Below are 25,698 nucleotides of genomic sequence, written 5' to 3'. Positions count from 1 at the left end.
CTGCTGGAACGCGACCCCTCGGGCCGGCGAACGGACCGGACGCGCCGCGTGTCCTCCACGCTACCTGCCGGGTACCCCTCGCCCGGTTCATTAGACGCCCCCGGGGGACACGGTGCCAGACCGGGCCCCCCGGGTGCTCGTCCGCAACTCACGCGCTGCTGCGCATGAGTGACGCTGAGTGTTCAGAGCGGCGGAGCCGACGCCTTGCGGCTGGTGAGGACCTCGTCGATCAAGCCGTACTCCACGGCCTCGCGGGCCGTGAGGAACTTGTCGCGCTCGATGTCCTCGCGCACCTGGTCGGCGGTGCGGTGGGAGTGGAAGGCCAGCGTGCTCTCCAGCCAGGAGCGCATGCGCAGGATCTCGTTGGCCTGGATCTCCAGGTCGGAGGCCTGCCCGTAGTCGCCGCCGGCCATCGCCGGCTGGTGGATGAGGATGCGCGAGTTGGGCAGCGCGAAGCGCTTCCCGGGAGCCCCCGCACCCAGCAGCACGGCCGCCGCCGACGCCGCCTGGCCCATGCAGTACGTCTGGATGTCCGGACGGATGTACTGCATGGTGTCGTAGATCGCCGTGAGGGCCGTGAACGACCCGCCCGGGGAGTTGATGTACATGATGATGTCGCGCTCGGTGTCCTGGGACTCCAGGACGATGAGCTGGGCGATGATGTCGTCCGCCGAGGCGTCGTCCACCTGCACGCCGAGGAAGACGATGCGGTCCTCGAAGAGCTTGGTGTACGGGTCCGAGCGCTTCATCCCGTAGGACGTGCGCTCCTCGAACTGCGGCAGCACGTAGCGCGCGGACGGGCCGTGCGCCGGGTTCGGGCGCGACTGCGGGGTCATCATCGGGCGGTCTCCCATCTGGGCGTCGAACGGGGGGCGGAACAGCTCAGGCATCGGTGCCGCCCCCGCCCTCGACCTCGCTGGTGTGACCGACGACGTGGTCGATGAGCCCGTACTCCTTGGCCTCCTGCGCCGAGAACCAGCGGTCGCGGTCGGAGTCGCGGGTGATCGTCTCGAAGGTCTGGCCGGAGTGCTGCGCGATGAGCTCGGCCATCTGCTTCTTGGTGGCGATGATCTGCTCGGCGAGGATCTTGATGTCGCTGGCCGAACCGCCCAGACCGCCCAGCGGCTGGTGCATCATGATCTTCGCGTGCGGGAGCGCCGAGCGCTTGCCCGCGGCCCCGGCGCAGAGCAGGAACTGCCCCATCGACGCGGCCATGCCGGTGGCGATCGTCGCCACGTCCGGCTTGATGTACTGCATGGTGTCGTAGATCGACATGCCCGCGGACACCGATCCGCCGGGCGAGTTGATGTACATGAAGATGTCCGCGTCCGGGTCCTCCGCGGCCAGCAGCAGCAGCTGCGCGCAGATGGCGTTGGCCATGTCGTCCCGGACCTCGGTCCCGAGCCAGATGATCCGCTGCTGCAGGAGCCGCTGGTAGACGTTGTCGTCGAGGCCCATCCCCGGCGTGCCCGTGCGGGCCTGCTGCGGCGTCACCAGTCCCGGTGCGCTCAAGATCTCGCTCACGCTGTTCCCTGGCCCTCTCCTGGCGTCGACCCCCCACCCCGGACTGGTCCGGGAGGGTCGGCGGATGATCCGCCGATCTCGATCGACCCTAACCCGCAGGCCCCGACGACCATGTCGGGACGGGGGCCTTTTCGCTGTGGGCGCACCGCGCGGCGGTGCGCCCACAGCGGCGGGGATCAGCTCTTCGCGGGGTCCTCGGCGGTCGCCTCGGCGGCGGCCTGCTCGTCGTCGCCGGTCGGGTCGACGGTCTGGCCCTCCTCGGCGGGCGCCGCGTCCTCGGTCACGTCCTCGGTCGCGTCCTCGGTCACGTCGTCCTCCTCGGTGCCGCCCACGAGCTCCTCCAGGTCCACCGGGTTGCCGGAGGCGTCGGTCACGGTGGCCTTCTCCATCGCCACGGCCAGCGCCTTGCGACGACGGACCTCCGACACCATGGACGGCACCTGGCCGGCCCCGTCGACCATCTGGACGAACTGCTGGGGCTCCATGCCGTACTGCTGGGCCTGGCCGACCAGGTACTCGATCAGCTCGCCCTGCTCGACGCCGATCTCCTCGCGGTCGGCGAGGGCGTCCAGCAGCAGCTGGCTGCGGATGGCCTGGCGGGTGGAGTCCTCGATCTCCGCGCGGTGCTCGGCGTCCTCCAGGCGGCTCTCGCGCTCGAGGTGGGCGTGGATCTCGGCCTCGACCAGGGACTCCGGCACCGGCACCTCGACGGTCTCGAGCAGCTTCTCGAGGACCTTGTCGCGCGCCTGGAGGCCCTGCTCGAACTTCTTCGACTGCTCGACCTGGGAGAGCAGGTCGGCGCGCAGCTCCTCGAGGGTGTCGAACTCGCTCGCCAGCTGGGCGAAGTCGTCGTCGGCCTCGGGCAGCACGCGCTCCTTGACCGACTGCACGGTCACGGTGATGCTCGCGTCCTGGCCCTTGCGCTCGCCACCGGCGAGGGGGGCGGTGAAGGTCGTGGAGCCCTCGGCCGCGACACCGGTCAGCGCCTCGTCCAGGCCCTCGATCATGTTGCCCTGGCCGATGCGGTAGCTGATGCCCTTGGCGGTCTCGATCTCCTCGCCGTCGATCTCGGCGCGCAGGTCGATGGAGACGAAGTCGCCGTCGGCGGCGGGGCGGTCGACACCGGTCAGGGTGCCGAAGCGCTCGCGCAGCGCGGTGAGGCGGGTCTCGACCTCCTCCTCCGGCACCTGCAGGTCGTCCACCGTCACGGCGATCGACTCGAGGTCGGGCAGCTCCAGCACGGGGCGCACGTCGACCTCGACGGAGAACTTGAGGTCACCGCCGTCCTTGGGGTCCGGCGCCTGGGAGACGTCCACCGTGGGCTGGCCCAGCGGCAGGAAGTCCGAGGCCTCCACGGCCTGCTGGTAGAACTTCGGGAGCGCGTCGTTGACGGCCTCCTCCAGCACCGCGGCGCGGCCGAAGCGCTGGTCGATGACGCGCGGGGGCACCTTGCCCTTGCGGAAGCCCGGCACCTGGACCTGACCGGCGATCGTCTTGTAGGCCTTGTCGAGACTGGGCTTCAGCTCGTCGTAGCCGACCTCGACGGTGAACTTCACCCGGGTCGGGTTGAGGGTCTCGACGTCGCTCTTCACAGCGGGGATCTCCTGGGGTCTCTCCGCGTCGTGCGGAGGTCGTGGTCAGGCGTGCGGCACGCCGGTCAGCCCCGGCGCACCGCGAGATGCTAGCCGTCCGCGTCGGGGCTCTTTCCTGGACGAGTGTCGCTGGACGAGCGACACCCGCGTGTCCGTCGGGGTACCCGGATTCGAACCGGGGGCCTTCCGCTCCCAAAGCGGACGCGCTACCAAGCTGCGCCACACCCCGCGCACCGCCGTGCGGCGGTACGGGAGCAGGCTACCGCTCCGGACCCGTTACGCTGTCCCCCGAGGCGCCAGGGCGATCCCCCGAGGGTGACGCGCGCCGTCTCGCGGGCGTAGCTCAATGGTAGAGCCCTAGTCTTCCAAACTAGCTACGCGGGTTCGATTCCCGTCGCCCGCTCCACCGCAGCGGCCGTTCCCCCGGGGGGCGGCCGCTGCGTCGTCCCCGGCCACCGCGTCGTCCCCGCCCACCGCGCGGGGCGCTCGGTAGGGTCCGGGCATGTCGTCCCCCTTCCACGTCGTCGTGGCGCCGGACAAGTTCAAGGGGTCGCTGAGCGCGGCCGAGGTCGCGCGCACGATCGCCGACGGCTTCCGCGAGGGCTTCCTCGCCGCCCTCCCGGCGCCCACCGGCCCGGGCGGCCCGGTGCCCGCGGTGGAGTCGACCGAGATCCCCGTCGCCGACGGGGGCGAGGGGACGGTCGAGGCCGCCCTGCGTTCGGCCGGCTTCGAGGCCGTCACGACCCGGGTGGCGGGACCGACGGGGGACCTCGTGGAGGCCACCTCCGCCCGGAACGGCGACGTCGCCCTGGTCGAGATGGCCCAGGCCTCGGGGCTGGACCGCCTGCCCGGCGGCACCCCCGCCCCCCTGACGGCCGGCACCCGCGGCACCGGCCAGCTCGTCCGCGCCGCCCTCGACGCCGGGGCCCGCGAGGTCGTCCTCGCCGTGGGCGGCAGCGCCGGCACCGACGGCGGGGCCGGGATCCTCGCCGCCCTCGGGGCGCGCCTGCTCGACGCCCGGGGCCGGGACCTGCCCGACGGCGGGGCGGCACTGCTGGACCTCGACCGGATCGACCTGTCCGGCCTCGACCCGCGCGCCCGGGCGGCGCGCTGGACGCTCGCGGCCGACGTCGACAACCCCCTGCTCGGCCCCCGGGGCGCCGCGGCGGTCTTCGGCCCCCAGAAGGGCGCCTCCCCCGACGACGTGGCCCTGCTCGACCGCGCCCTGACCCGCTTCGCCGACGTCCTGGCCGCCACGACCGGTCACGACGCGCGCGACACCCCCGGGGCCGGGGCGGCCGGCGGGACGGGGCTGGTCGCGCTCGGGCTCTTCGGCGCGGCGCGCCGGCCCGGTGTCGAGGTCGTCCTGGACCTCGTGGGCTGGGAGCGGCGGGCCACCGGCGCCGACCTGGTCATCACCGGGGAGGGCAGCTTCGACGAGCAGTCGCTCGGCGGCAAGACCCCCGTCGGGGTGGCGGCCGCGGCGGCGCGCCGCGGGGTGCCCGTCGTGGTGCTCAGCGGGCGGCGGCAGCTGCCCGAGGAGCGCTGGCGGGCGGCCGGCTTCGCCGACGCCCGGTCGCTGACCGACCTCGAACCCGATCCGCGGGTCTGCGTGCGCGAGGCCGGCCCCCTCCTGCACCGGCTGGCGCGGGACCTCGGCGCCGAGCACGGGGCCCGGGTCGCGGGCGGGCGCTGAGCGGGTCAGTCCCGCCAGAGCAGCAGGGCGGTGCGGTCGTCGGCCTCGCCGTCGGCGCCCTCCTCGACCAGCCGCGGCAGGGCGCCCGCCCGTTGCGCCGGCGTCAGCGCCACCAGCCGCCGGACCAGGGAGCCGATGCCCTCGCCGAGGTCCACGTCGCGCTGCTCGACGACCCCGTCGGAGTACACGAGCAGCGCGTCGCCGGGTTCGAGGGTCAGGGTGAGCGGGGGGAACCCCGCCCCGGGGACGACCCCGAGCAGCGGGCCGGAGGCGGAGTCCAGCACGTCGGCGCCGGAGCCGGCGCGGACGTGGACGGCGGGCGGGTGCCCGGCGGAGGAGACGACGGCCTCGCCCGAGGTCAGGTCCACGGAGAGGTGCACGGCCGTCGCGAACCCCTCGTCCCAGTCCTGGCGCAGGACGTAGCGGTTGGCGGCGGGCAGGAAGTCGTGCGGGGCCACCGCCCCGAGCAGCCCGCCGAGCGCCCCCGACAGCAGCAGCCCGCGGCTGCCCGCGTCCTGCCCCTTGCCCGAGACGTCGACCAGGGCCACCTCGAAGCGGTCGGTGCCGGGGACGAGGGAGGCCAGGAGCACGTCGCCGGAGAAGGCGTCGCCGTGGGCGGGACGCAGCAGGGCCTCGGCGTGCCAGCCGGGCGGCAGCGGCGGGAGGTCGCCCTGGGCGAGGAGGCGGTCGCGCAGCTCGACGAGCATGGCCTCGCCCAGGTAGCCGGTCAGGCCCAGCTGGTCGCGGCCGCGGGCGAAGACGAGGGCCATGCCCGCGGTGATCGCGAGGACGACCACGAGGCTCGGCGCGACGGGGCGCTCGCCGCCGCGGAGGGCGGCCGCGACGACGACGGCGACGACGGTCAGCCCGCACAGGACCGTCATCCGCGACACCCGCAGGACCAGGGCCCCGACGAGGACGACGGGCACGAAGGCGGTCAGCGGCACCCACGAGGTGAGCCCCGAGGCGAGACCCACGGCGAGGACGAGCACGGCGAGGACGGCCAGCGCCACCGCCTGGGGCGGGCGGGTGACGAGGCGGCGCAGGGCGTCGCGCCGGGCGGGGTCGAGGAACCGCACCGGTCGCGACCCCGCACCGGGCGGCGTGGTGTTCGACCGGGGCACGGCGACAGCCTAGTCGTCACCCTGCGTAGAAAGTACCTGACCCACAGTGGTCATTTCCGGGGCTGGCACGTCGGGCACCACATGAGGTGACGACCGGCCACCAGCGTCGCCTCCACGGGTGTCGAGCACACCCGGCACGGCTGGCCCGCGCGCCCGTAGACGTAGAACGAGTCCGCCCGCGACGGGCTCCCCCGCCGGGAGCGGTGCTCGGGGCGGGTGGTGACGATGCGCCCGGCCCGCACGCCCGCCGCCATGAGCCGCACGAGGTCGGCCCAGACCGCGTCCCACTCCGCCCGCGCCAGCTCGCGCCCGGGCCGGAAGGGGTCCACGCCGTTGCGGAACAGGACCTCCGCCCGGAAGGTCGTCCCCACCCCGGCGACGACCTCCTGCTGCATGAGCAGGGCCCCCACGCCCACCCGGGACCGGGAGATGCGGGCGTGGGCCGCGCCCGGGTCGGCGTCGGGGCGCAGCGGGTCCTCCCCCAGCCGCGCGTGCAGCGCGGCGACGCCCGCGGGGTCCAGCACCTCGCAGGCCGTGGGCCCGCGCAGGTCCGCCCAGGCCCGCTCGCCCTCCAGCCGCAACCGGACCTGCCCGCGCGGGGCCTCCGGCGCACCCTCGCCGAAGGTCCAGCGCCCGTAGAGCCCGAGGTGGACGTGCAGGGTCCGCCCGCCCTCGAAGCGGGCGAGCAGGTGCTTGCCGTGCGCCTCGGTCGCCACCAGCGCGCGCTCGTCGAGCAGGGCGGCGCCCTCCGCGAAGCGGCCCTGCGGGCTGCCCACCAGGACGACCCCTCCCCCGAACCGGGCGAGGAGGTCGCGGGCGCTGCGGTGGACGCTGTGCCCCTCCGGCATCAGCCGGCCGTCACCCCTGGTCGGCGGCGCCCGCCGGCAGCGGCGGCAGCTCCCCCGTGCGCGCGTAGGCGTCGAGCATCTCGATGCGCCGCACGTGGCGGGGGTCGTTCGAGAACGGCGTCGCCAGGAAGGTGTCGGCCAGCAGGGTGGCCTCCTCCAGCGTGTGCATGCGGGCCCCGATCCCCACGACCTGGGCGTCGTTGTGCTCCCGGGCCAGGCGGGCGGTGTCCACCGACCAGGCCAAGGCGCAGCGGATGCCGGGGACGACGTTGGCGGCGATCTGCTCGCCGTTGCCCGAACCGCCGATGACGATGCCCAGGCTGCCCGGGTCGCCGGCCACCCCCGCGGCCGCGCGCAGGACGAACGGGGGGTAGTCGTCGGCGGCGTCGTACACCGGCGCCCCGTGGTCGACGACGTCGTGGCCCTGCTCGCGCAGGTGGGCGACGAGGTGCTCCTTGAGCTCGAAACCGGCGTGGTCGGTACCGACGTGGACGCGCATGGCGCAAGCTTGGCAGCCCCCTGCCAGGATCGCGCCGTGGGGTCCGGGGAGCACGTCGTCGTCGGGGTGGACGGCGCCCGCGGCGGCTGGGCGGTCGCCGTGGTGGCGGGGAACCCCGACCGGGCGCGGTCGCTGGCGTGGCAGCGGTTGCCCGCCCTCGACCCCGGCGCCCTCTTCGGCCTCACCCGCGCCGCGGGATCCGCCGCCGTCGGCCTCGACGTGCCGATCGGGCTCCCCCACGACGACTGGCGACCCGCCGACCGGCTGGCCAAGCGGGTCCTCGGCGCCGCCCACGCCCGCGTCTTCCTCGTCCCGCCCCGCGCGGTGCTGCGGGCCCCGGACTACGCCACCGCCCGCGCGCGGTCGCGGGAGGTGCTGGGCGGCAAGGGGCTCTCCGCGCAGACCTGGGGCCTGCGCGGTCCCGTCCTCGCCGTCGACGAGGCGCTGGCCGAGGACGCCTGGGCCCGCGAGCACGCCGTGGAGACCCACCCGGAGCTGTCCTTCGCGGCCATGACCGGGGCGGTCCTGCCGTCGAAGAAGACCGGCCCGGGCCGGGCGGCGCGGGTCGCCGCCCTCGCCGGGTGGCTGGAGGGACCGCCCGCGCCGCCCGGCGACGACCACCTCGACGCGGCGGCGTGCGCGTGGTCCGCGCTGCGCTGGGTGCGCGGGGAGGCCGACGTCCTGGGCGGGGAGCCCGACGAGCGCGGGCTCCCCCAGCGGATCGTGGTCTGAGCCGGGCCGGGTCGGTCGAGGACGGGTCAGTCGAAGACGGGACCCTGGGTGCGGGTGCGCTTGAGCTCGAAGAAGCCCGGCGTGGAGGCCACCAGCACGCAGCCGTCCCACAGCCGGCCCGCGTCCTCGCCCTTGGGCGCCGGGGTCACGACGGGGCCGAAGAACGCGGTGTCGCCGAAGGCCACCACGGGGGTCCCGACCTCCTCGCCGACCTTGGTGATGCCCTCCAGGTGCGAGGCGCGCAGCTCCGCGTCGTAGGTGCCGCTGTGCGCGGCGGCGGCGAGGTCCGCGGGCAGGCCGACCTCGGCCAGCGCCTGCTCGATGACCGCGTCGAAGTCCTTGTCCCCGCCCGGGTGGATGCGGGTGCCCATCGCGGTGTACAGCGGCAGCACGACCTCCTCGCCGTGCAGCAGGCGGGCGGCGGTCACCACGCGCACCGGGCCCCACCCCTTCGTCATCAGCTCCCGGTACTCCTCCGGCAGGTCGCGCCCCTCGTTGAGGACCGACAGGCTCATCACGTGCCAGCGCACGCTGATGTCGCGCACCCGCTCCACCTCGAGCATCCAGCGCGAGGTCATCCAGGCCCAGGGGCACAGCGGGTCGAACCAGAAGTCGGCGGTGGCGGGGGTCGTCGCAGTCATGGGCCCATCCTGCTCCCGCTCCCCGGCGCCCACCCGGCGGGCACCGGCCGAGGGTGCCCCGTCCCCGCGTCCCCGCGGCGTGGCAGAGTGCCACGGGTCGCCGACGGGCCACCGCCGACGACCCCTCCGACGAAAGGACGTGGCGGTGCCCGGCGAGAACCTGACGCGCGAGGAGGCGCGGGCCCGTGCGGCGCTCGTGGCCGTGGAGCACTACGACGTCGACCTGGACCTGACGACCGGGCCGGAGACGTTCCGCTCCACGACGACGGTGCGCTTCACCGCCACCCCCGGCGCCTCCACCTTCATCGACCTCATCAGCGCCCGGGTGCACGAGGTGGTCCTCAACGGGACCGCGCTCGACCCGGCCGCCGTCGCCGACGAGGCGCGCATCGCCCTCGACGGCCTGGCCGCCGAGAACGAGCTGCTCGTGGTCGCCGACTGCCGCTACATGAACACCGGCGAGGGGCTGCACCGCTTCGTCGACCCCGTCGACGACGAGGTCTACCTGTACTCCCAGTTCGAGGTCGCCGACTCCCGCCGCGTCTACGCGGTGTTCGAGCAGCCGGACCTCAAGGCCGAGTTCACCTTCACCGTCACCGCCCCGGCGCACTGGCGGGTCGTCTCCAACGCCCCCGTCGCCGTGCAGCACCCGGTCGAGGCCGGCACCCGCTGGACCTTCGAGAAGACCCCGCGGCTGTCGTCCTACGTGACGGCGGTCATCGCCGGGCCCTACGAGGGGTCGGAGGACTCCCTCGTCTCCGCCGACGGCCGCACGATCCCGCTGGGCATCTACTGCCGCAAGTCCCTCGTGCAGCACCTCGACGCCGACAACGTCGTCCGGGCCACCAAGCAGGGCTTCGAGTTCTTCGAGCGCGAGTTCGACCGCCCCTACCCCTTCGCCAAGTACGACCAGGTGTTCGTGCCGGAGTTCAACGCCGGGGCCATGGAGAACGCCGGGGCGGTGACCTTCGTGGAGAGCTACGTCTTCCGCTCCAAGGTCCCCCGGGCCACCGTCGAGCGCCGCGTCGTCACCGTGCTGCACGAGCTGGCGCACATGTGGTTCGGCGACCTGGTGACCATGCGCTGGTGGAACGACCTGTGGCTCAACGAGTCCTTCGCGGAGTTCGCCTCCACGCTCGCCGCGGCCGAGGCCACCGAGTGGGTGGGGTCGTGGACGACCTTCAACTCCCTGGAGAAGTCCTGGGCCTACCGCCAGGACCAGCTCCCCACGACGCACCCGATCGTCGCCGAGATCAACGACCTCGAGGACGTCGAGGTCAACTTCGACGGCATCACCTACGCCAAGGGCGCCAGCGTCCTCAAGCAGCTCGTCGCCTACGTGGGCCGCGAGGAGTTCCTCTCCGGGGTCCGGGCCTACTTCGCCCGCCACGCCTTCGGCAACACCGAGCTCGTCGACCTGCTGCGCGAGCTGGAGACCACCTCCGGCCGCGACCTGAGCGCCTGGTCCCGGGAGTGGCTGGAGACCGCCGGCGTCGCGACCCTGCGCCCGGTGCTGACCACCGACGCGGACGGCACCGTCACCGCGGCGTCGCTGCGGCAGGAGGCCCCCGCGGAGCACCCGCACCTGCGCTCGCACCGCATCGCCCTGGGCTGCTACGACCTCGTCGGGGGCACCTTCGAGCGCACCGAGCGGATCGAGCTGGACGCCGCGGGCGCCAGCACCGACCTGCCGCAGCTGGTGGGGCGCAAGCGCCCGGACCTGCTGCTGGTCAACGACGACGACCTCGCCTACGCCAAGATCCGGCTCGACGAGAGCTCGCTGACCGCGGCGCTGCAGCACCTGGACGCGTTCCGCGACTCCCTGCCCCGCTCGCTGGTCTCGGCGGCGCTGTGGGACATGACCCGCGACGGGGAGTCCCCCGCTCGCGACTACGTCGACCTGCTGCTGAGCACCCTGCTGCCCGGGAACGCCGCCACCGAGGACTCCACGGTGGCCCTGGTGCTGCTGCGGCAGCTGACGACGACGGTGGAGCTCTACACCGACCCGGCCCGGCGCGAGGAGGTCCGCACCCGCACGGCCACGACGCTGCTGGAGCTGCTGCGGGCCGCGGCCCCCGGCAGCGACACCCAGCTGCAGTTCGCCCGCGCCTTCGCCTCCTTCGCCCGCAGCGAGGAGCACCTCGCCGTCGTCGGGGGGCTCTACGACGGCACCCGGGCCATCGAGGGGCTCGAGGTCGACGCCGACATGCGCTGGGCGCTGCTGACCGCCCTCGTGGCCGGGGGCGCGCTCGGGGCGGAGGCCGTCGAGGCCGAGCTGGCCCGCGACGCCACCGCCACCGGGCAGCGCTCGGCCGCGGCCGCGCGGGCGGCCGTCCCCACGGCGCAGGCCAAGCAGCGGGCGTGGGCCGACGTCGTCGAGCGCGGCGACCTGCCCAACGCGGTGCAGGCCTCCGTCATCGCCGGCTTCGGCCGCGCGCACGACGAGGCCCTGCTGCGGCCCTTCGTGGAGCCGTACTTCGCGGCGCTGCGCGGGGTGTGGGCCGAGCGGACCAACGAGATGGCCCAGCAGATCGTGACGGGGCTGTACCCGCTGGACCTCGCCGACGCCGCCCTGCTGGAGCGCACCGACCGGTGGCTGGCCGAGGAGACCGACGCCCCGCCGGCCCTGCGACGCCTCGTGCTGGAGAACCGCGACGGGGTGGCCCGTGCGCTGCGCGCGCAGGAGCGCGACGCCTCCTAGCCGTCCTCCCCGCCCGCGCGGGGTCCCCGCCGCTCAGACGGCGACGGGCACCTTGCGCGGGCGGCCGGGGCCGCGCTTGGCGGCGACGGCCACGCCGTCGACGAAGAGCTCACCGCCCCAGATCCCGACGGGCTCGCGGCGCTCCAGGGCGCCCGCCAGGCAGGCGGTGCGCACGGGGCACCCCACGCACAGCGCCTTGGCCACGGCGACCTGGTCGGGACGCTCGACGAAGAAGAGCTCCGGGGGCACCCGGGTGCAGGGGAGGTTCTCAAGGGTCTCGGGGTCGAACACGGCTCCAGCGTGGTCCGCCGGCCTTGCGCCCGGCCCGCGCCCGGCCCGCGCCGACCCCCTCCCCGCGGGCCGCACCCGGCAGCGTCTCGCAAGCCCGCCGCAAGCGCGCCGCGCGACCGTGGAGGGCATGGCCGACCCCGCGACCCGTGCTGACCCCTGGCTGCCGTCCTGGTTCCGGCACCCCACCCGCCTCGAGCTGCCCTCCGGGCACCACCTGCGCCCGTTGCGCGCCCTGGACCTCGACCTGGACCTGCCCGCCGTGCGGGGGGCGCGCGAGCACCTGTGGTCCTGCTTCGGCGAGGCGTGGGGCTGGCCGCCGGCGGAGCTGGCCGCGGCCGACGACCTCTGCGACCTGCAGCGCCAGGAGCGGGAGATGGCCGAGGGCCTGTCCTTCTCCTACGCCCTCCTCGACGAGGTGGAGAGCGAGCTGCTGGGCTGCGTGTACCTGGACCCGCCCCGCGGCGGCACCCGCGACGCGGACGTGGACGTCACCTGGTGGGTGGTCGACGCCCTGCGCGGCGGGGAGGTGGAGCACCTGCTGACCGCGGCCGTGGTGACCTGGGTGCGCCGGTGCTGGCCGTTCACCCGGCCGCGCTTCGTGGGCCTGGACATCAGCTGGCGGGACTGGGCGCGGTCGGGGGAACCGTGACCGGCCGCACGCGGACGGCGGTGCGCACGGACTCGGCCACCGGCGCCCGCCGCCCGGCGGCCAGCTCCCGCGCGTAGCGCTGCTCCCCCAGCTGCGCGCGCAGGCGGGCCTCGGCCTCGGCGCGGCCCACGCTGTCGCGGAGGTAGTAGTTGTGGACCTCGAAGCCGACGGTCTCGCGCGCCGCGCTCGCCGCCCCCAGCAGGCGCACCAGCGCCGCCGCGTCGTCCGCCTCGTTCCCGTGGTCCCCGTGGTCCCCGTCGTCGCCCGCCCGCCCGCCGGCGGCGCGCAGCACCACCAGCGCCTCCAGGAAGTAGGCCAGGTTGGCCAGGTCGCCCATCTGCTCGGACAGCTCGATGCCCTCCTGCAGGTGGCGCAGCGCCCGGGCGGGGGCGGGGGCGGCCTCGGCCTGCGCGAGGTTGTAGAGGGCGAGGAAGGTGGCCAGCCGGTCGCCGTCGCGGCGGGCCAGCGCCAGCCCCTCCTCGGCCTGGCGACGGGCCGGGCCGGCCTCCCCGGCGCGCCAGTGCACCGTGCCCAGCCACACCAGGTTCAGCCGCACGATCCACGGCCCGTAGGTGTCCTCGGGCAGGGTCCGGGCCAGCGCGATCGCCCGCCGGTGGGCGTCGGCGGCGGCCGCGAGGTCCCCGGTCACCTGGGCGCAGATGCCCGCCCCGGCGGTGCAGTTCGCCCGCGCCTCGTCGCGCTCGACGGGGTCGACGCCGACGGCGCGCTCGGCGTCGGCGCAGGCCCGGGCCCACCCCTCGTCGGCCGCGGCGAAGTCGCCCTGGGCGAAGGCCATCGCGGCCAGCGCGATCCGCGCCCGCACCGGGACCAGCGCGGCGGGGCCCTCCAGCGGGCTGTCGGCGGTGGCGTCCACGGCGGCGCGCGCGCAGCGGCGGCCGACGAGCACGTGCCCGCGCAACCACCAGAACAACCAGGTCGCCCAGGTCAGGCGGGCGGCGGTGGCGTGCTCCCCGGCGCCCATCGCCCACTCGAAGGCCGCGAGCAGGTTGGCGTGCTCCAGCTCGACGCGCTCCAGCCACTCGACCTGCCCCTCGCCGCGGTAGTGCGGGGCGGCCCGCTCGGCCAGCCGCAGGTGGGCCTCGGCGTGCGCGCGGGAGACCTCCGCGAGCTCGTCCTCCTCGAGCAGGCGACGGGCGTGCTGCTGCGTGGGCACGAGCATCGCGTAGCGCGGCCGGCCCCGGGAGAAGGTCACCGTGACCAGCGACATCTCCACCAGCGCCTCGAGCTGCTCCAGCACGCCGGGGCCCTCGACGTCCTCCAGCACCGGCAGGGTCCAGCCCCCGGTGAAGACGGACAGCCGGCGGTACAGCCGCCGGGTGGGGGCGTCGAGCAGCCCGTAGCTCCAGTCCAGGGTGGCGCGCATGGTGCGCTGGCGGGCGGGCAGGTCGCGCGGCCCGGAGGTCAGGGCGTGGTCGAGGCGGCGGAGCAGCTCGGCGGGGTCCAGGACGCGGATGCGGGGGGCCGCCAGCTCCAGGGCCAGCGGGATCCCGCCGAGGGCGCGGCAGATGTCGGCGACGACCGCGGCGTTGCGCGCGCTGACGGCGAAGCCGGGCGCGACGGCCCGCGCCCGCTCGGCGAACAGCTGCACGGCCGGGGAGCCCAGGACGTCCTCGCCGGTGGCGGGCAGGCCGAGCGGCTCGACCCGGTGCTCGACCTCCCCGCTGACGCGCAGCGGGGCGCGGGAGGTGACCAGGACGACCAGCCGCGGGCAGCGGCGCACCAGGGCCGCGACGTCCGCGGCGGCGTCCAGCAGGTGCTCGAGGTTGTCCAGCACCAGCAGGGTCCGCGAGTCCGCGACGTGGGCGGCGACGGCGTCGAGCGCGCCCGCCCCCGCCTCGTCGGGCAGCCCCAGCGCCCGCACGACGGCGGGCAGCACGGCCCGGGCGTCGTCGAGGGTAGCCAGCGGCACCAGGACGGTGCCGCCCTCGAAGCGCTCGGCGGCGGCTTCGGCGGCCGCGGCGGCCAGCCGGGTCTTGCCCACGCCCCCGGTGCCGGTGAGCGTCACCAGCCGCGCCTGCTCCAGCAGCTCCAGCAGCCGCTGCAGGTCCTCCGCGCGCCCGAGCAGCTCGGTGGTGGCTAGCGGCAGCGCGCTCGTGGAGGTGCGCACCGGGGTGCGGGCCGGGACGTCGCCGTCGTCCCCGGCCCCCGGGGACGACGGCGACGACGGCGGGGACGGGGGGTCGGCCGCCGGGACGACGGGGGCCTCCAGCGCGGGGTCCTGGCGCAGCACCGCCTCGTGCAGCCGGCGCAGCTGCGGGCCGGGGTCGATGCCCAGCTCGTCGGCGAGCAGCCGCCGGCCGTCCTCGAAGGCCTGCAAGGCGTCGGCCTGGCGCCCGCACCGGTAGAGCGCGAGCACGAGCGCGGCGCGCAGCTCCTCGCGCAGCGGGTGGGCCAGCACCAGCTCCTCGAGGTCGGGGACGACCTCCCGGTGCCGGCCGAGCACGAGGTCCAGGCGGGCGGCCAGCTCCAGGCCCTCCAGCCGGAGGTTCTCCAGGCGACGGGCCTCCTGGCGGGCGAAGCCGGCCTCGACGTCGGCGTAGGCCGGGCCGCGCCACAGCGCCAGCGCGTCGGCGACGTCGGCGCGCGCCCCGCCCGGGTCGGTGTCCGCGGCGGCCAGCGCGCGGCGCAGCAGCTGCTCGAAGCGGGCGGCGTCCAGGGCCTCCGGCGCCAGGGCGAGCCGGTAGCCGGGGGCGCGGGTGACCAGCACCTGCCAGGGGCCGGCGCCGGGTTCGAGCAGCCGGCGCAGCCGGGACACGGAGCTGTGCAGCGTGGAGGTGGCCGGCCGGATCCCCGCCTCGTCCCAGACCCGCTCGGCGAGCACGGAGGCGGGCACGACGTGCCCGGCGTCGACCACGAGCGCGGCCAGCACGGTGCGCAGCGTGGGCGGCAGCACGGACGCCTGCGTGGATGAACCGACCTCGAGGGCGCCGAGCACCCGCACCGCGACCCCGGAGCGCACGGGCACACCGTAGCGACCCGGCCGCCCGCGCGGGGCGGGTCCGCGGAGAGGGTCTCGCAAGCCCGCCGCAAGGCGCACCTGCCACGGTGGTCCTGCCCGAGGGGGGAGCGCCGGGGCCCGTTCCGGGGGGAAGCGGGTCCCGGCCCGGGCGGAACCGGTCGGGACGGTGCCCGGGGGGGAACCGTCCCGGCCGCGTCAGTCGCGCTCGGCGAGCGCCTCCTGGACGGTCCGGGCCAGCGACCGCGCCCGGGCGTGGCCGGGGAGGTCGTCGAGCAGGACCACCTCGCCGTCGGGTCCGGTCAGCGGCATCCGCCAGTTGGGGTACTCCGAGGACGTGCCCGGCTGGTTCTGGGTGCGGCGGTCGCCCACGGCGTCGACGAGGGAGACCCCGACCATGAGCGAGGGCGACAGCGCGAGGTAGCGGTGCAGGGCCTCGACGGTGCTCCGCTCGTCGGCCCCGGGGGCCAGCAGCCCGCGGTCGCGGACGAGGCCGAGGATGCGTTCCTGCTCGGCGGCGTCGGCGGCCCGCTCCTCCGCGACCGGGCGGGTCAGCAGGCCGAGCCGGTCGCGCAGCGCGACGTGCTCCTGGGCGAGGTAGCCCGCGGTGGGGGGCAGGTCGTGGACGGTGACGCTGGCCAGGGCGAGCTCGCGGAAGTCCTCGGGGGCCTTCGGCTCCTTGCCGTCGTACTCGAACCAGAGGACGGCGCTGCCGAGGATGCCGCGGTCGGCGAGGTAGTCGCGCACCCAGGGCTCGACGGTGCCGAGGTCCTCGCCGACGAGGACGGCGCCGGCGCGCTGGGCCTCCAGGGCGAGGATCCCGATGAGGGCCTCGTGGTCGTAGCGGACGTAGGTGCCCTCCGAGGGCGGGGCGCCCTGCGGGATCCACCACAGCCGGAAGAGCCCGAGGACGTGGTCGACGCGCAGGCCCCCGGCGTGGCGCAGGATCGTGCGGACCATGTCGCGGAAGGGCGCGTAGGCGAGGTCGGCGAGGCGGTCGGGCCGCCACGGCGGCTGGCTCCAGTCCTGGCCCTGCTGGTTGAAGGCGTCCGGGGGCGCGCCCACGCTGACGCCGTGGGCGAGGGCGTCGCCCAGCGACCAGACGTCGGCGCCGTCGGGGTGCACGCCGACGGCGAGGTCGTGCACGATGCCCGGGCCGGTGCCCGGGGCGGTCGCGGCGTCCTGGGCGGTGGCCAGCTGCTCGTCGCACTGCCACTGCAGCCAGCGGTGGAAGTCCACGCGCTCGGCGAGCTCCGCCGCCAGCCCGGAGGCCTCGACGGCGGCGAGGTCGGCGGCCTCCGGCGGCCACTGCGAGGCGGGGAGCCCGAACCGCTCGGCCAGCGCGCACCACGTGGCGAAGCCGGTCAGGCCCGGCTCCTCCGAGGCGACGTAGCGCCGGAAGGCGGCCTCGCGGGCGGGGGTGCGGCCCTGGGCGTGGACGACCTCGAGGGCCTGGAGCTTGGCGGCCCAGGCGCGGTCGCGGTCGATCTCCCCGGCGTCGCGCACCGCGGGGCGGACCCCGCCGGCCAGCCGCTCCACCAGCGCGCGGTCCTGCGCGGAGAGGTAGGCGACCTCGCGGACGTCCTCGACGCGCAGGTACACCGGGTTCACGAACCGCCGGGTGGTCGGCAGGTACGGGGAGGACTCCATCGGCGGGACGGGCTGGGCGGCGGCCAGCGGGTTGACGAGGATCCAGCCCGCGCCCTGGGCGGTGGCCACGGCGGACAGCTCGGCGAGGTCGGCGAGGTCGCCGATGCCCCACGAGCGCGAGGAGCGCACCGAGTACAGCTGGGCCTGGTACCCCCAGCTGCGGCCGCTGCGCAGCGTCGGCGGCAGCTCCAGCACGTCGGGGGTGACGACGACGGGGCACTCGGTCTCCCCCTGCGGGGTCCGGGCGCGCAGGACGTGCCAGCCCAGCGGCAGGTCGTCGGGCAGCTCGAAGGTGGCGCGGCCGGTGAGCCGGCCGTCGACGTCGACGGGGTCGATCCAGCGGTCGACCTGGCGCAGCGGCGCCCAGCCCCCGTCGTCCTCGAGGTCGACGACCACGTCGACGGGGTCCCCGTGCGGGACGTGGACGGGGACGTGGTGGACGCGGCCCTCGCGGGCGACGACGACGGGCGGCAGCACCCGCCGCCACGGCGCGAGCTTGACCTCGCGCAGGGCGCGCCGGGCGGCGGCGGTGGTGCCGACGTCGAACCCCATGGCGGTCAGGACGGCGGAGGTGGTGGTGGCGGGGACGTTCGTCTCCCGCCCCTGCCAGTCGGTGAAGGTCGCCGAGACCCCGCAGGCTGCAGCGAGGTCGGCGAGGACAGCCGGGTCGGCGACGTCGGAGGGCACGCCGCGACTCTGCCAGAGGTCGTGGTCGGGGGCGCGCCCACGGTCGGCCGGGGTGCGCGGGGGCGGCCGACCTAGGCTGGTCGCCCATGAGCACCCCGAGCCCCGCGCCGTCCTCCCCGGGTGCGGCCCCCGCTCCGCGCCTGGACCTCGTCGACGTCCTGCACGGGGTGCCCGTGCCCGACCCCTACCGCTGGCTGGAGGACGCCGACGACGAGCGGACCCGGGCCTGGTCGGCGTGGCAGGACGAGGCGTGGGAGGCGTTCGCCGCGACCCTGCCGGGCCGGGAGCGGCTGGAGCGGCGGGTGCGCGAGCTCATGGCGACGGGGTCGGTCGGCACCCCCGTGCACCGCGGGGAGCGGGTGTTCCGCACCCGGCGCGACCCGGCCGCCGAGCACGCCGTGCTGCAGGTGCAGGACCCCGGCGCCGCGCCCCGGACGCTGGTGGACCCGGTGGCGCTGGACCCCTCGGGCACGACGACCCTGGACGGCTGGCGGCCCAGCGTCGAGGGCGACCTGGTCGCCTACCAGCTCTCCGAGGGCGGCAGCGAGGAGAGCGTCCTGCGGGTGCTCGACGTCGCCTCCGGCGATGTGGTCGACGGGCCGGTGGACCGCGCGCGCTACTCCCCGATCGCGTGGCTGCCCGCGGGCGCCGGCGGGGAGCGGTCGTTCTACTACGTGCGCCGGCTGCCCCCCGAGGCCGTGCCCGCCGACGAGCGGCAGTACCACCGGCGGGTGTACCTGCACCGGCTGGGCACCGACCCCGCCGAGGACGTCGAGGTGTTCGGCGAGGGGATGTCGAGGACGAACTACTACGGGGTCTGGACCTCCCGCGACGGGCGCTGGCTGGTGGTCAGCGCCTCCGACGGCACCGCCCCGCGCAACGACGTGTGGCTGGCGGACCTGTCGGCCTCCGACCCGGCCGCGCCGGCGTTCCGGACGGTCGTGGCGGGGCGGGACGCGAGCACCAGCGCGTGGGTGGGCCGCGACGGGCGGCTGTACGTGTTCACCGACCTCGACGCCCCCCGCGGGCGCCTGGCCGTCGCCGACCCCTCCGCGCCGGAGGTGGAGCACTGGCGCGACCTGGTGCCGCAGGCGGAGGCCCTCCTCGACGACGTGGCCGTGCTCGACGGTCCGGAGCTCCCCCGCCCGCTGCTGGTGGTGGGCTGGACCGAGCACGCCGTCAGCTCGGTGACCGTGCACGACCTGGCGACGGGCGCGCGGCTGGAGGGTGCGCGGGGCCGGGTGGAGCTGCCGGGGACGGGGTCCATCGGCGGTCTCGTCGCCCGTCCCGAGCCCGGGCACGAGCTGTGGTTCGGCTACACCGACGCCACCACCCCCGCGCACGTGTGGCGCTTCGACGCCCGCACCCACGAGCTGTCCCTGGAGTCCGCCCCGCCGGGGGCCGTGCGGGTCCCGCCGGTGCTCAGCCGGCTGCTGGAGTACCCCAGCCCGGACGGCACCACCGTGCGCCTGCAGCTGACCGTGCGCGCGGACCTGCTCGACGCCGACGGCGTCCCCAGCGCCCCGGTGCCGACGATCCTCTACGGCTACGGCGGCTTCGGCATCAGCCTCTCCCCGCACTACGCCCCCGACGCGCTGGCCTGGGTGGAGGCCGGCGGCGCCTACGCCGTGGCGAACCTGCGCGGCGGCGGCGAGGAGGGCGAGGACTGGCACCGGGCGGGGATGCGCGAGCACAAGCAGGACGTCTTCGACGACTTCCACGCCGCGGCCCGGTTCCTGGTGCGCGAGGGCTTCACCACCCCGGCGCAGCTGTGCGTGCACGGCGGGTCCAACGGCGGTCTGCTCGTGGGCGCCGCGGCGACCCAGGAGCCGTCGCTGTTCGCGGGGGTGGTGTGCAGCGCGCCGCTGCTGGACATGGTCCGCTACGAGCAGCACGGGCTGGGCGCGACGTGGAGCGAGGAGTACGGCAGCGCCGCGGACCCGGTGGAGTTCGGGTGGCTGCACGCCTACTCCCCCTACCACCGGGTGGTGGAGGGGACGGCGTACCCGGCGGTGCTGTTCACCGTCTTCGACGGGGACAGCCGGGTGGACCCCCTGCACGCCCGCAAGCTGTGCGCGGCCCTGCAGCACGCGACCTCCTCGGACCCGGCGACCCGGCCGGTGCTGTTGCGCCGGGAGGGCGACGTGGGGCACGGTGCCCGCTCGGTGTCCCGCAGCGCGGGGCTGGTGCGCGACACCCTCGCCTTCGCCGCCCGGGTCACCGGCCTCGACCTGACCTGAGCCCACCCGACCCGTGGCCGGGGCCGGCCGACCCCGGCCGGTCCGCGGTCCCGCCCGACACCGAAGGAGCCCGCTCCCCCGTGCTGGACCCCATCACCGACGCCCTCACCGGGGTCACCGCCGACGAGGCCACCGCGGGCGCGCACACCGTCGCCGCGTTCCTGCTCGACAAGCCGCTGAAGATCGTCGTCGTCCTGCTGCTGTGCTGGATCGCCCGGTTCCTGCTGATGCGCGTCATCGGCCGGGTGGCCACGGGGATCGCCACCGGCGCCGGGAAGCTGGGGGGCGGGCGGCGCAACGGCCTGCTGGACTCCTCCCCGCTGCTCAACGAGCGCCGCCAGCAGCGGGCCGAGACGCTGGCCTCGGTGCTGAAGTCCACGGTGACGTTCGTGCTGGGGATCATGGCGGTCCTCGTGGTGCTCGACACCGTGGGGATCGCCATCGCCCCCTTCCTGGCCTCGGCCGGGATCGCGGGCGTGGCCCTCGGCTTCGGGGCGCAGGCGCTGGTGAAGGACTTCCTGTCCGGCATCTTCATGCTCGCCGAGGACCAGTACGGCGTGGGCGACTCCGTGGACCTCGGCGACGCCTCCGGCACCGTCGAGGCGGTCGGCCTGCGGGTGACGCGGCTGCGCGACGTCAAGGGGACCGTCTGGTACGTCCGCAACGGCGAGATCCTGCGCGTGGGCAACCAGAGCCAGGGCTGGGCCCGGGCCGTGGTCGACGTGTCCGTCGCCTACGGCGAGGACCTCGCCCGCGCCCAGGAGGTCCTGCAGCGGATCGCCGACCAGCTCGCGGCCGAGGAGGACTGGCAGCCGCTGGTCCTGGACGCCCCGGAGGTGTGGGGCGTGGAGCGGATGACCACCGACGGCATCGTGCTGCGGCTGGTGGTCAAGACCGCGCCGCTGCAGCAGTGGGCCGTGCAGCGCGAGCTGCTGCGCCGCATCAAGGCCGTCTTCGACGCCGAGGGCATCGAGTTCCCGCTGCAGCAGCGCACGGTGTTCCTGCGCCACGACGACCGCGCGCCGCAGGACCGGCGACCGGTGGACCCGGCCACGGCGCTGGCCCCGCGCCCGCCGGCGCCCAGCGAGGCCGACGTGGCCGCCGAGAACGCCGCGGCCCTGGACCCGGGGGCCAGGACGCGGAACCCGTGAGCCGCGCGACCCGGGTCCCCCGCGGGGGACCCGGGTCGCGCGCGGGCCCGCCCGATCCGACACTGGGCGCGTGGACGACGTCGTGGCGGGTGAGGGCCGGCTCGCGCTGGTGACCGGGGTGAGCGGGTACATCGGCGGACGGCTGGTGCCCGAGCTGCTCGCGGCCGGGTTCCGGGTGCGTGCGATGGCGCGCCGGCCCGAGGTGCTGCGCGACCGGCCGTGGATCGACGACGTCGAGGTCGTGCGGGCCGACGCCTCCGACCGCGAGCAGGTGGGCGCGGCGCTGGAGGGCGTGGACGTGGCCTACTACCTGATCCACGCGATGAGCGCGGGGGGGCACTTCGCCTCCGCCGACCGGCGCACGGCGCGGACCTTCGCCCGGGCCGCCGCCGAGCGGGGGGTCTCCCGGATCGTGTACCTGGGGGGGATGCACCCCGAGGACGAGGAGCTGTCGACGCACCTGGAGTCGCGCCGGGAGGTCGGGGAGATCCTGCTGGACTCCCCCGTCCCGGCGACGGTGCTGCAGGCGGCGGTCATCCTCGGGTCGGGGTCGGCGAGCTTCGAGATGATGCGCTACCTCACCGAGCGGCTGCCGGTGATGGTGTGCCCGGCCTGGGTGAACAACCGGATCCAGCCGATCGCGGTGCGCGACGTGCTGCGCTACCTGGTGGGGTCGGCGTCGATGCCCGCGGACGTGAACCGCACCTTCGACGTGGGCGGTCCCGACGTCATGACGTACCTGGACATGATGCGCGGCTACGCGGCGGTGGCGGGGCTGCCCAAGCGGTACGTGCTGCCGGTGAAGGTGATGTCCCCGAAGCTGTCCAGCCACTGGGTGGGCACGATCACCCCGGTGCCCGGGTCGATCGCGCGCCCGCTGGTGGAGAGCCTCGTGCACGAGGTGGTCTGCAAGGAGCACGACATCGCCCGCTACGTCCCCGACCCCCCCGGGGGGCTCACCCCGTTCCGGCGCGCGGTCCAGCTGGCCCTGCAGCGCATCCGGGAGGCGGACGTGGTCACCCGCTGGAGCTCGGCCTCGGTGCCCGGCGCCCCCAGCGACCCGCTGCCCTCGGACCCGGGCTGGGCCGGGGGCAACCTCTACGTCGACGACCGGACGACGGTGGTCGACGCTCCCCCGCACGTGCTGTGGCGGGTGCTGGAGGGCATCGGCGGGGAGCGCGGCTGGTACTCCTGGCCGATGGCGTGGGCGGTCCGCGGGGTGATGGACCGCTTCTCCGGCGGGCCGGGCCTGCGCCGGGGCCGGCGCGACCCCGCGCACCTCATGGTCGGCGACGCGGTGGACTGGTGGCGGGTGGAGGAGCGCGAGGAGGACCGGCTGCTGCGGCTGCGCGCGGAGATGCGGCTGCCGGGGCTGGCGTGGCTGGACCTGCGGGTGGAGTCGGACGCGGTGGGGCGCACGCTGTTCCACCAGCGGGCGCTGTTCCACCCCCGGGGACTGGCCGGGCAGGCCTACTGGGCGGCGATCAGCCCCTTCCACGGCGTGGTCTTCGGCGGCATGCAGCGCAACGTCAAGGACGCCGCGGAGGCCGCGGCCCGCGAGGAGGGGCCGGGGTCGGCGCGGGTGCCGGAACCGGCGACACTGGTGCCGTGAGCCCCGACCTGCCGTTCGTCCGCCCGCAGAACCTCGTCGGCCGGAAGCCCGCGGGTCCCGACGGCGGCACCCGCAGCTTCTTCGACGAGGTCGGCGGGCACGAGACGTTCGTGCGGCTGGTCGACGCGTTCTACGAGGGCGTCGCCGCGGACGAGGTGCTGCGGCCGATGTACCCCGAGGCCGATCTCGGCCCCGCGAGGCAGCGGATGCTCATGTTCCTGGAGCAGTACTGGGGTGGGCCGGCGACGTACTCCGAGCAGCGCGGCCACCCGCGGCTGCGGATGCGGCACGCGTCGTTCAAGGTCAACCCCGACGCCCGCGACCGGTGGCTGACGCACATGCGCGCCGCCGTGGTGTCGCTGGGTCTGGCGCCCGCCCAGGAGGGGGTCCTGTGGGACTACCTGGACCGCGCCGCGCACAGCATGCTCAACACCTTCGAGGACTGAGGCGGGGCGTCAGCGCTCCGCGCGGCAGCGTTCCTCGGTGAGGTTCTCCCGCGCCCAGGTGGTCAGCTCCTGCAGGGCCGGGGCGAGGGCGTGCCCGGAGGCGGTGAGCTCGTAGACCACCGCCACCGGTGGGCCGTCGTGGACGGTGCGGCTGACGAGGCCGGCCCGGGTCAGCTCGGTGAGGCGGTCGGAGAGCACCGAGTCGCTGATGCCCGCGACGTTGCGCCGCAGGTCGGAGAACCCGGCGGGCCCGTGGGCGAGGGTCGCGAGCAGGATCCCGTTCCAGCGCTTGCCCAGGAACCCGAAGGCGCGGGCCAGGGCCCCGTCGCACGCCCGCGGGGAGTGCTCGACCGTCTGCTGCCCCTGCTCGACCACTCCCGGAGTCTACCCCCGGCGCTCTTGACACCAGTGCTACTCTTTTTTTCGAAGTAGCACCCGCAGACAGAGCGACTCCGAGGAGAACAGCTGTGACCACGCTCGACGAACGCCCCGCCGGACTCGACGAGACGGCCCGCGCCGCCCTCTTCGGCGACGCCCGCACCGCGAACAGCTTCGCGAGCACCCCCGTCACCGACGAGCAGCTGGCCCAGGTCTGGGAACTGGCCCGCTGGGCCCCCACCGCCGCCAACCTGCAGCCGGCCCGCGTCCTCTACGTCCGCACCCCCGAGGCCAAGGCCCGCCTGGTGCCGCTGCTGAACGACACCAACCGCGACCGCGCCGCGAGCGCCCCGGTGACCGCCGTCCTCGCCCTCGACGAGCGCTTCCACGACGCCATCCCCACCGTGGCGCCCTTCCTGGCCGGCCTGCAGCCGGTGCTCGAGGAGGACACCGCGATGCGGTCGGGCATGGGCTCCTACAGCGCCGCCCTCCAGGCGGGGTACTTCATCCTCGCCGTCCGCGCCCTGGGCCTGGCCGCCGGCCCGATGGCCGGTTTCGACCGCGACGCCGTCGACGCGGAGTTCTTCGCCGGCACCACCTGGCGCTCCCACCTCGTCGTCAACATCGGCTACCCGGGCCCGGACGCGTTCCGCCCCCGCCTGCCCCGCCTGGCCCCGGAGGACGTCGTCCGCTACGCCTGATCCCCCGCGCCCGCGTCCCCCTCGACGGGGGCGTGGGAGGCGAGGAAGGTGTAGACCTCCCGGTCGTCGACCCCGGGGAACCGCCCCGACGGCAACGGGGCCAGCGTCTGCGCGTGCAGCCGGGCGCTGGGCCAGGCCGCGTCCGCCCACCGCCGCACGAGGTCCGCGGGCGGGCGGCGGCAGCAGTCGCCCTCGGGGCAGGTGCTGCGGGCGCGGACCCGGGTGTCGCGCCCGCGGAACCACTTCGCGTGCGCGTAGGGCACCCCCACCGTGATCGAGAACCCGCCGTCGTCGCCGACCCCGGTCTGGCTGGAGCACCAGAACGTCCCCGCCGGGGTGTCGGTGTACTGGTAGTTCTCGGTGGTGCGGTTGCGGACCTCGAACACCGTCCGGGCCGTCCAGCGCCGGCACACCGGCTGCCCCTCGATGGCGCCGGAGGCGTCCTGGGGGAACGGGACGCCGTCGTTCTCGTACCCGCGGTACAGCGCCCCGTCGTCACCGACGCGCAGGAAGTGCACCGGGATCCCCAGGTGCGAGGTCAGCAGGTTCGTCAGCCGGTGCGCGGCGGCCTCGTGGGTGACGCCGAACGCGTCGCGGAAGTCCTCCACGGCGAGGTCCTTGTCCGCCTTGGCCGCGGAGAGGAACTCCACGGCCGCGCTGCGGGGCAGCAGGCAGCTCGCCGCGAAGTAGTTGATCTCCAGCCGCTGGCGGAGGAACTGGGTGTAGCTGGCCGGGCGCTCGTGCCCCAGCACCCGGTGCCCGACGGCCTGCAGCGCCAGCGACCGCAGGCCGTGCCCGCCGGGGATGGAGGCGGGCGGCAGGTAGATCCGGCCGTGGGCCAGGTCGGTCACGGTCCGCGTGGAGTGCGGCAGGTCCTCGACGTGGATGATGCTGAACCCCAGGTCGGCGGCCATCCGCGCGACCTGCCGGTGCGTCAGCGCCCCGACGGTGTAGCCCGCGGCGCGGACGAGGTCCTCGGCCAGCTCCTCGATCTCGGGCAGGTGGTTGTCCGAGCCGCGCATGAGCAGCCGGATCTCGGTGTTGGCCCGCCGGGCCTCCTCCGGCGTCGCGTTCGCCGCGTCGTGGCGGCGGGCGAGCTCGCGGTGCAGCCGGACGAGGGCCTCCAGGGCGTCGGTGGGCAGCGCGCGACCGGCGCGCACCTCGGTCAGCCCCAGCGCCCGGGCCAGCGGGGACCGCTGCGCGCGGTCGAGCTCGATCTCCAGCGCGGCGCGCCGGCTGGGCGGGGGCGCGGGGTCGAGCAGGTCCGCCGGGGTCACCTCCAGCGCCCGGGCCACGGCGGCGACGAGGGACAGCCGCGGCTCCCGCTTGCCGTTCTCCACCTGCGAGAGCTGGCTCTGCGCGGTGCCCACGGCCTCGCCGAGCTGGGCCAGCGTCCACCCCCGGACCCCGCGGTGGTACCGGATCCGGCGCCCCACGGTGAGGGCGTCCAGGCCGGTGTCCGGTTCCGGGGCGAGCGCCGGGTCGGTCAGCGGTTCGAGCGCGGCGACGCGCAATCGAGGCACGTCCTTCACGGTAGGGGAAGAACGCCCGATCTTCAC

The 25,698-nt window shown here is 75.7% G+C and carries 21 protein-coding genes and 2 tRNA genes; 10 read left to right on the top strand and 13 right to left on the bottom strand.

All coding sequences use genetic code 11. From position 1 onward, the window contains the following. Nucleotides 1-182: 182 nt before the first annotated feature. The 4 genes from KRAD_RS16375 to KRAD_RS16360 form a co-directional block, all read right to left on the bottom strand. A complete protein-coding gene (locus KRAD_RS16375; RefSeq protein WP_041293370.1) occupies nt 183-839 on the bottom strand; it encodes an ATP-dependent Clp protease proteolytic subunit in 657 nt (218 codons plus the stop codon). 43 nt (nt 840-882) lie between these two features. Then, nucleotides 883-1,458, bottom strand: a complete 576-nt coding sequence (locus KRAD_RS16370) for an ATP-dependent Clp protease proteolytic subunit (protein ID WP_049821515.1) — start codon at nt 1,456-1,458, stop codon at nt 883-885. Nucleotides 1,459-1,700: 242 nt separating this feature from the next. Then, nucleotides 1,701-3,116 (bottom strand): trigger factor, encoded by a 1,416-nt coding sequence (gene tig, locus KRAD_RS16365; protein WP_012086759.1) that lies wholly within the window; start codon nt 3,114-3,116, stop codon nt 1,701-1,703. Nucleotides 3,117-3,271: 155 nt separating this feature from the next. After that, nucleotides 3,272-3,345, bottom strand: a tRNA-Pro gene (locus KRAD_RS16360). 103 nt (nt 3,346-3,448) lie between these two features. Between KRAD_RS16360 and KRAD_RS16355 the strand changes: the two genes are divergently transcribed. After that, a tRNA-Gly gene (locus KRAD_RS16355) sits at nt 3,449-3,522 on the top strand. A 96-nt stretch (nt 3,523-3,618) separates the two neighbouring features. Then, nucleotides 3,619-4,812: a glycerate kinase gene (locus KRAD_RS16350; RefSeq protein ID WP_012086758.1), complete on the top strand. Its 1,194-nt coding sequence runs from the start codon at nt 3,619-3,621 to the stop codon at nt 4,810-4,812. Between the two features lie 5 nt (nt 4,813-4,817). On the opposite strand, the gene KRAD_RS16345 is transcribed toward KRAD_RS16350, so the two are convergent. The 3 genes from KRAD_RS16345 to KRAD_RS16335 are packed head-to-tail and all read right to left on the bottom strand — an operon-like array spanning nt 4,818 to nt 7,283. Continuing rightward, nucleotides 4,818-5,936 carry a PP2C family protein-serine/threonine phosphatase gene (locus tag KRAD_RS16345; protein WP_157873629.1) on the bottom strand — a complete coding sequence of 373 codons (1,119 nt, stop codon included), beginning with the start codon at nt 5,934-5,936 and terminating at the stop codon, nt 4,818-4,820. Nucleotides 5,937-5,986: 50 nt separating this feature from the next. Next, a complete protein-coding gene (locus KRAD_RS16340; protein WP_012086755.1) occupies nt 5,987-6,784 on the bottom strand; it encodes an Fpg/Nei family DNA glycosylase in 798 nt (265 codons plus the stop codon). A gap of 10 nt (nt 6,785-6,794) precedes the next feature. Then, nucleotides 6,795-7,283 (bottom strand): ribose-5-phosphate isomerase, encoded by a 489-nt coding sequence (locus tag KRAD_RS16335; RefSeq protein WP_012086754.1) that lies wholly within the window; start codon nt 7,281-7,283, stop codon nt 6,795-6,797. A 36-nt stretch (nt 7,284-7,319) separates the two neighbouring features. Here KRAD_RS16335 and KRAD_RS16330 point away from each other — a divergent pair, with 36 nt between their 5' ends. After that, on the top strand, nt 7,320-8,015 hold the full coding sequence (locus KRAD_RS16330) for a DUF429 domain-containing protein (protein ID WP_012086753.1): 696 nt from the start codon (nt 7,320-7,322) through the stop codon (nt 8,013-8,015). A 26-nt stretch (nt 8,016-8,041) separates the two neighbouring features. Here the strand turns inward: KRAD_RS16330 and KRAD_RS16325 are convergent, their stop codons facing one another. Then, entirely contained in the window at nt 8,042-8,656 is a 615-nt protein-coding gene (locus tag KRAD_RS16325; RefSeq protein WP_012086752.1) for a mycothiol-dependent nitroreductase Rv2466c family protein, read from the bottom strand. Nucleotides 8,657-8,801: 145 nt separating this feature from the next. Here KRAD_RS16325 and pepN point away from each other — a divergent pair, with 145 nt between their 5' ends. After that, complete coding sequence (gene pepN, locus KRAD_RS16320; protein WP_041293369.1) at nt 8,802-11,357, top strand: aminopeptidase N; 2,556 nt, start codon at nt 8,802-8,804, stop codon at nt 11,355-11,357. Nucleotides 11,358-11,390: 33 nt separating this feature from the next. On the opposite strand, the gene KRAD_RS27190 is transcribed toward pepN, so the two are convergent. Continuing rightward, nucleotides 11,391-11,648: a WhiB family transcriptional regulator gene (locus KRAD_RS27190; RefSeq protein ID WP_041292162.1), complete on the bottom strand. Its 258-nt coding sequence runs from the start codon at nt 11,646-11,648 to the stop codon at nt 11,391-11,393. Nucleotides 11,649-11,775: 127 nt separating this feature from the next. Between KRAD_RS27190 and KRAD_RS16310 the strand changes: the two genes are divergently transcribed. Then, nucleotides 11,776-12,297 (top strand): hypothetical protein, encoded by a 522-nt coding sequence (locus tag KRAD_RS16310; protein ID WP_012086749.1) that lies wholly within the window; start codon nt 11,776-11,778, stop codon nt 12,295-12,297. On the opposite strand, the gene KRAD_RS16305 is transcribed toward KRAD_RS16310, so the two are convergent. Continuing rightward, the gene (locus KRAD_RS16305; RefSeq protein WP_012086748.1) at nt 12,260-15,277 is read right to left on the bottom strand and encodes an AfsR/SARP family transcriptional regulator; all 3,018 of its coding nucleotides are present in this window, start codon (nt 15,275-15,277) and stop codon (nt 12,260-12,262) included. The genes KRAD_RS16310 and KRAD_RS16305 overlap by 38 nt on opposite strands. Before the next feature lie 195 nt (nt 15,278-15,472). Next, a complete protein-coding gene (malQ, locus tag KRAD_RS16300; RefSeq protein ID WP_012086747.1) occupies nt 15,473-17,611 on the bottom strand; it encodes a 4-alpha-glucanotransferase in 2,139 nt (712 codons plus the stop codon). An 86-nt stretch (nt 17,612-17,697) separates the two neighbouring features. On the opposite strand from malQ, the gene KRAD_RS16295 reads away from it, so the two are divergent. From KRAD_RS16295 to KRAD_RS16280, 4 genes are all read left to right on the top strand, one after another. Beyond that, nucleotides 17,698-19,851, top strand: coding sequence for a prolyl oligopeptidase family serine peptidase (locus KRAD_RS16295; RefSeq protein WP_012086746.1), 2,154 nt, complete (start codon nt 17,698-17,700; stop codon nt 19,849-19,851). An 80-nt stretch (nt 19,852-19,931) separates the two neighbouring features. Continuing rightward, nucleotides 19,932-21,002: a mechanosensitive ion channel family protein gene (locus KRAD_RS16290; RefSeq protein WP_012086745.1), complete on the top strand. Its 1,071-nt coding sequence runs from the start codon at nt 19,932-19,934 to the stop codon at nt 21,000-21,002. A gap of 70 nt (nt 21,003-21,072) precedes the next feature. Further along, nucleotides 21,073-22,614 (top strand): SDR family oxidoreductase, encoded by a 1,542-nt coding sequence (locus tag KRAD_RS16285; protein WP_012086744.1) that lies wholly within the window; start codon nt 21,073-21,075, stop codon nt 22,612-22,614. Then, nucleotides 22,611-23,060, top strand: coding sequence for a globin (locus tag KRAD_RS16280; RefSeq protein ID WP_012086743.1), 450 nt, complete (start codon nt 22,611-22,613; stop codon nt 23,058-23,060). Before KRAD_RS16285 ends, KRAD_RS16280 begins: the two co-directional genes overlap by 4 nt. A gap of 9 nt (nt 23,061-23,069) precedes the next feature. Here KRAD_RS16280 and KRAD_RS16275 read toward each other — a convergent pair whose 3' ends face one another. Further along, nucleotides 23,070-23,435: a winged helix-turn-helix transcriptional regulator gene (locus tag KRAD_RS16275; protein WP_012086742.1), complete on the bottom strand. Its 366-nt coding sequence runs from the start codon at nt 23,433-23,435 to the stop codon at nt 23,070-23,072. Nucleotides 23,436-23,527: 92 nt separating this feature from the next. Between KRAD_RS16275 and KRAD_RS16270 the strand changes: the two genes are divergently transcribed. Then, the gene (locus KRAD_RS16270) at nt 23,528-24,139 is read left to right on the top strand and encodes a malonic semialdehyde reductase (RefSeq protein WP_012086741.1); all 612 of its coding nucleotides are present in this window, start codon (nt 23,528-23,530) and stop codon (nt 24,137-24,139) included. Here the strand turns inward: KRAD_RS16270 and KRAD_RS16265 are convergent. Continuing rightward, nucleotides 24,130-25,653, bottom strand: coding sequence for a helix-turn-helix domain-containing protein (locus tag KRAD_RS16265; protein WP_420812239.1), 1,524 nt, complete (start codon nt 25,651-25,653; stop codon nt 24,130-24,132). The genes KRAD_RS16270 and KRAD_RS16265 overlap by 10 nt on opposite strands. Nucleotides 25,654-25,698 lie beyond the last annotated feature (45 nt).

It is taken from the genome of Kineococcus radiotolerans SRS30216 = ATCC BAA-149, assembly GCF_000017305.1.
GTDB classification, from domain to species: domain Bacteria; phylum Actinomycetota; class Actinomycetes; order Actinomycetales; family Kineococcaceae; genus Kineococcus; species Kineococcus radiotolerans.
Note: the sequence above shows the minus strand (reverse complement) of the source record. Positions and strands in the feature narration are given on the sequence as shown.

Coding starts and splice junctions, on each gene's coding strand:
- KRAD_RS16375 (WP_041293370.1), bottom strand. CDS start 839: ATGATGACCCCGCAGTCGCGCCCGAACCCGGCGCACGGCCCGTCCGCG.
- KRAD_RS16370 (WP_049821515.1), bottom strand. CDS start 1,458: ATGGGCCTCGACGACAACGTCTACCAGCGGCTCCTGCAGCAGCGGATC.
- KRAD_RS16350 (WP_012086758.1), top strand. CDS start 3,619: ATGTCGTCCCCCTTCCACGTCGTCGTGGCGCCGGACAAGTTCAAGGGG.
- KRAD_RS16340 (WP_012086755.1), bottom strand. CDS start 6,784: ATGCCGGAGGGGCACAGCGTCCACCGCAGCGCCCGCGACCTCCTCGCC.
- KRAD_RS16335 (WP_012086754.1), bottom strand. CDS start 7,283: ATGCGCGTCCACGTCGGTACCGACCACGCCGGTTTCGAGCTCAAGGAG.
- KRAD_RS16325 (WP_012086752.1), bottom strand. CDS start 8,656: ATGACTGCGACGACCCCCGCCACCGCCGACTTCTGGTTCGACCCGCTG.
- KRAD_RS16310 (WP_012086749.1), top strand. CDS start 11,776: ATGGCCGACCCCGCGACCCGTGCTGACCCCTGGCTGCCGTCCTGGTTC.
- KRAD_RS16295 (WP_012086746.1), top strand. CDS start 17,698: ATGAGCACCCCGAGCCCCGCGCCGTCCTCCCCGGGTGCGGCCCCCGCT.